Below are 4,370 nucleotides of genomic sequence, written 5' to 3'. Positions count from 1 at the left end.
CTTCCAAATGCTCGGCCAGATACGTACAGGTGCAATTCTTCGGCGTGCTCACCAAATATTCGACGTACTGCTTCTTGGTAATCATATCCCTAAAATGATACTTGTGGTCCTCAAGCGTAAGTCCTGGCCAATTGCTGGGGCGGGTGAAGGCGATGCAGCAAAACCTGCGTGAGATTGTTGTACGTATCCGGAAGGGAGCTGAAGACCTCGATCACGCGACAGAGACGTTGACCGCCGGAAGTACACAAGCCGCGAACGTCGCGGAAACACAGGCTGTAGCTGCATCCAATATTGCGACGCACATTGAGCAACTTTCCTCCTCTATTGCCCATGTTGGCCAGTATGCGACCGAGGCCGCCACGCTAACACAGACCGCGGCACAATCGTCACAAGGTGGTGGCAAGGTCATTCGCAATACCGCTTTGGCGATGACGCAGATCATCGAGCGGATCTCTGGCACGGCGGCGACTTCATTGAAGACGCTGACTGAGTTTGAACGTCAGTCCGCCGATGTCTCGGGGATTGTTTCGGCGATTAAGGAAATCGCTGAACAGACGAATATGTTGGCGTTGAATGCCGCGATCGAAGCGGCGCGGGCAGGAGAGTACGGCAAGGGATTTGGGGTAGTCGCGGAGGAAGTCAGAAGTCTTGCGGGCCGCACCGCGCAGTCAACCAAGTCCATTCAAACGCTCATTGCTGACATTCAGAGGAGTCTGCGGATTGTGGTTGATACAATGCAACAAAGCCTCGACCAGGTTACGGCGAGTGAAGAGCTGACTCGCCAGGCTGGCACCTCAATGGCTGATATCGAAATTGCCACTGTGCGTGTGGTGCAATCAGTTGTTGGCATTCATCACGTATTGCAGAACCAAAATAGCACTGCACGCGACATCTCCGGCCGTGTCGATTACATCACGCGAATGACCGACCAAGGAACAAGCGCCAGTAAAAAAACGGCACTGGTCGCACAAGAGGTGGCTCGTCTGACGGCTGAGCTGCGTACGGTCGCGTCGAAGTTCAAAACGGACACTTCCGCCACTACTGGCTGATACGGCAGTACATCTGTAGATCCACGTCAGGGCCGTCGGGAAGTAGACTGATTTCCTCTCAGTGAAGGCCGCAGGAGTCCTCCCTTGCTAGTCGAGCTTGTTACTTTGGATAAAACTGATACGGCGGATGTACATGTAGCCCTACACTGCCAGCGTCAGCAATATCGCGGCAAAGAACGGACCAAAGATCGCCTGTTGTTCCATAGTGTTCTCAGTGGCCTGACAAATCCCAAGACCTTCACCGCTGCTCAGGAGGAATGGTACTAATGTGTGAGGCAAACTGGTTGTGTGCCTGTACATCAACCGGGCGATGTTTCACCTTGGTGCTGGCCGGATGGGAGGCTAGGTTGTTATTCCCTTTCAAATTCCGTGACGGTCTGTGAGGTCGCGGCGCAAACCCACCACCGCAGTTTGGACATACGTTATGCAGGACAGTATCTACACACGTCTTGCAAAACGTGCACTCGAACGAGCAGATCATTGCCTCGGGAGACTCGGGTGGCAGTGCTGTGTTCCAGTGCTCGCATGTTGGCCGTAATTCAAGCGTCGTTGCAACCTCCTTTCTGGACTTCCGTTCTTATGTGCACTCTTCAACTTTCAGTATTCGGCAATGGTGGCAATTGGCTGAGATCTCCCTGATTCAAGTATTTAACGAATGGGTCCCAGTTGGCATCTTGGTGCCATTCATATTCCGTTCCTGCTGCGATGAGCTCGGCTCGCTCTCGACCATACAAGCGCGCAATCACCGCGAGTGCCATATCGATACCAGCAGAGACTCCAGAGGATGTGACCATGTTGCCATCTTCCACCCAACGCGCTTGCTCGACCCACTGCACTTTCTCACTCTGGGCAGTCGCGAGAGTAAAGAACTGTTTGTTAGAAGTCGCGCGGCGACCATCAAGCAATCCAGCCTTAGCGAGTATTGCGGACCCCGAACATACCGACATCGTGACTAGTGCAGTCGCCGAACGCTGACGGAGAAAGTCGAGCATACGCTCGTTGTTCAATTCCGTGATGGTACCAATTCCACCCGGAAGAAGGATCAGGTCAAGTGCAGGGCAATCATCAAACCCGTACTGCGTTAAGGTCTGCGGCCCTTGTGTCGAAGTGACGGCGCCTGCTTTTTGCGCGACGGTGACAATCCGTAATTCAGGTCCGATACTGCCAAACATCTCAAGTGGCCCATACACGTCGAGCAGTTCAAAGGCTGGATAAAAGATAGCTCCAAGGGTGAGTGGGCTGCGGGCATCTGACATAGAAATTCCTCCTAATAAGTATTTGTCTATCTGATCGAGACAATCAGGTTCTGTTGCTTGTCATAAGATCTGCTCAACTCAAGCGGCGGTGCGAAAACGGCCGCGATACGCAACGGGAGCCACTCGTAACGTACGCAAGAACGCGCGCCGCATGGTATCTGCGCTGCCAAAGCCACAGTCTGCCGCAATTCCCTTGACTCCTTGTGGGGATTCTTCAAGCCTTCGGCGGGCAGCTTCAACCCGCACCTTTTCGACAAACTGCCCCGGCGTCATCCCAACTTCCTGCGTGAATACTCGCGCGAAGTGACGTGGGCTCATCGCCACGTGACGTGCCAACGCTGCCACAGAGAGGTCAGCCTCGATATTTTCCACGATCCACGTTTGTAATTCGCGTAGTGGTTCGCGGTTACTCTCCTGCGCACTGAGCAGGGTGCTGAATTGTGATTGTCCTCCAGGACGCCGGAGATACAGAACGAGGTCACGAGCCATGTGGAGGGCGACCTCTCGTCCGAAATCTTCCTCAACTAACGCCAAAGCTAAATCCATACCAGCAGTGACACCTGCTGACGTGTAGGTGTTACCGTCGCGAATGAAGATGGGATCAGGGTCGACGGTAACCTGTGGGAACAACCGCGCTAGTTCTGCACACCACGCCCAATGTGTAGTCGCCCGTCGTCCATCCAACAGGCCAGCATTGGCTAAAATGAAACTGCCGCTACACACTGCCCCGAGTCTGCGCACGCGCGGCGCTATCCGCTGCAACCACGTGAGAAGAGATTGATCGTGTACCGCCTCACGCGTACCTGGGCCACCAACGACGAGGAGCGTATCGATTCCATCACGAATAGTTCGCCACGCACGATCCACCACAATCCCTAAGCCACCGGATGCTCGCAGCGAACCAACCTCGCCACCTACTACGTCAACCTGATAAGCGTGCTCGACTCGTCCTTGGTTGCGGAGTAAGCGGTCAGTCCCAGTGAATACGGAAAACGGGCCGGTCAGATCGAGTGGCTCGAAATCAGGATACACGACCAACGTGATATGACGGGTGGTGATGAGGTCTTCACTCTCTGTTTTTGCTTGTGCCTTGGCGTTGCGTCTCGACATGACGACATTATGGGAAGCGCGTGCCGTTGTCGCAAGATGTCAGTAACGACATTTGTCCGACAAATCCTGCCATGAGATTGGGTCGTCGATAATGAGCTGTCAGCACTCAACTTTCAGCCAGAGAGGAAGTGTTAGTTATCAGTCCTCAGTTGTCAGGTCTCAGTTTTTCTGAAAACTGTTGTTGCTGACCACTGATAACTGACAACTCAAGGCTATTGGTGTTGAACACTGGAGGACGGAACCATGACGACGACATCTCCCAACAGTCAAAAAGATCTCAGCTCAGCGGTAATCATGCCGCTGAACCGCGATCTCTATTACGCGGGTCGCTGGCAAACACCGCGCGCAGGGAAGTATGTGGAGACCATCAACCCTGCACTCGGCGAAGTCATCACCAGTGTTGCCGATGCCAACGCTGACGATGTCGACGCTGCTGTACATGCCGCACATGAAGCCTTTGTCAAATGGCGCAAGGTGAAACCCCTGGAGCGGGCGGCGATGTTGAAAGAAGCTGCAGCAAGGTTGCGTGCGCATGCTGGGGAACTGGCGATGCTCGACGCGCTGAATACAGGCAACCCTGTGGCTGAGATGGTCGGTGATGCACGCGTCGCTGCCACCATGCTCGAACACTTCGCCGGATTGGTCACTGAGATCAAAGGTCACACCATTCCGATGGGAGAAGATAACCTCAACTACACTGTGCGTGAACCGTTTGGTGTGGTGGCGCGGATTGTCGCTTACAACCATCCACTGATGTTTACCGCGATGAAAACCGGTGCGCCGCTCGCTGCAGGCACGGGGAACGCGCTTAGAGTCTTGTAAAAAGAGGGGGTTAGGATAGAGAGGGCAGCACGGGTGTCCGGGAAAAAGGAGGAGGAGGTATGCCTGCGCTCACGTGTGCCCTGGTGGAAAAGCTGGAGACGATAGCCGACCCCCGCCGTCAATGCGCGAATCT

Annotated in this window: 6 protein-coding genes; 3 read left to right on the top strand and 3 right to left on the bottom strand. The window is 54.4% G+C overall.

Annotation, left to right across the window (positions count from 1 at the left end):
- The first annotated feature begins 152 nt into the window (after positions 1–152).
- Together FJ147_27585 and FJ147_27580 are read left to right on the top strand one after the other, a co-directional pair.
- Positions 153–1,049, top strand: a complete 897-nt coding sequence (locus FJ147_27585; GenBank protein ID MBM4259647.1) for a hypothetical protein — start codon at positions 153–155, stop codon at positions 1,047–1,049.
- A gap of 84 nt (positions 1,050–1,133) precedes the next feature.
- Positions 1,134–1,316, top strand: coding sequence for a hypothetical protein (locus FJ147_27580; GenBank protein MBM4259646.1), 183 nt, complete (start codon positions 1,134–1,136; stop codon positions 1,314–1,316).
- On the opposite strand, the gene FJ147_27575 is transcribed toward FJ147_27580, so the two are convergent.
- The 3 genes from FJ147_27575 to FJ147_27565 all read right to left on the bottom strand — a co-directional run bounded on the left by FJ147_27575 (position 1,288) and on the right by FJ147_27565 (position 3,415).
- On the bottom strand, positions 1,288–1,554 hold the full coding sequence (locus FJ147_27575; GenBank protein MBM4259645.1) for a DUF1272 domain-containing protein: 267 nt from the start codon (positions 1,552–1,554) through the stop codon (positions 1,288–1,290). The genes FJ147_27580 and FJ147_27575 overlap by 29 nt on opposite strands.
- Before the next feature lie 85 nt (positions 1,555–1,639).
- On the bottom strand, positions 1,640–2,305 hold the full coding sequence (locus FJ147_27570) for a DJ-1/PfpI family protein (protein MBM4259644.1): 666 nt from the start codon (positions 2,303–2,305) through the stop codon (positions 1,640–1,642).
- Positions 2,306–2,383: 78 nt separating this feature from the next.
- On the bottom strand, positions 2,384–3,415 hold the full coding sequence (locus FJ147_27565; GenBank protein MBM4259643.1) for a GlxA family transcriptional regulator: 1,032 nt from the start codon (positions 3,413–3,415) through the stop codon (positions 2,384–2,386).
- Between the two features lie 294 nt (positions 3,416–3,709).
- On the opposite strand from FJ147_27565, the gene FJ147_27560 reads away from it, so the two are divergent.
- Complete coding sequence (locus tag FJ147_27560) at positions 3,710–4,237, top strand: aldehyde dehydrogenase family protein (GenBank protein ID MBM4259642.1); 528 nt, start codon at positions 3,710–3,712, stop codon at positions 4,235–4,237.
- Positions 4,238–4,370: the final 133 nt, after the last annotated feature.

The sequence above is a fragment of the Deltaproteobacteria bacterium genome, assembly GCA_016874775.1.
In the GTDB taxonomy this organism is placed as follows: domain Bacteria; phylum Desulfobacterota; class Binatia; order Bin18; family Bin18; genus VGTJ01.
The sequence above is the reverse complement of the archived record's forward strand: the minus strand, read 5'-3'. Positions and strand labels throughout refer to the sequence as shown.

Coding starts and splice junctions, on each gene's coding strand:
- FJ147_27585 (MBM4259647.1), top strand. CDS start 153: ATGCAGCAAAACCTGCGTGAGATTGTTGTACGTATCCGGAAGGGAGCT.
- FJ147_27570 (MBM4259644.1), bottom strand. CDS start 2,305: ATGTCAGATGCCCGCAGCCCACTCACCCTTGGAGCTATCTTTTATCCA.
- FJ147_27565 (MBM4259643.1), bottom strand. CDS start 3,415: ATGTCGAGACGCAACGCCAAGGCACAAGCAAAAACAGAGAGTGAAGAC.
- FJ147_27560 (MBM4259642.1), top strand. CDS start 3,710: ATGCCGCTGAACCGCGATCTCTATTACGCGGGTCGCTGGCAAACACCG.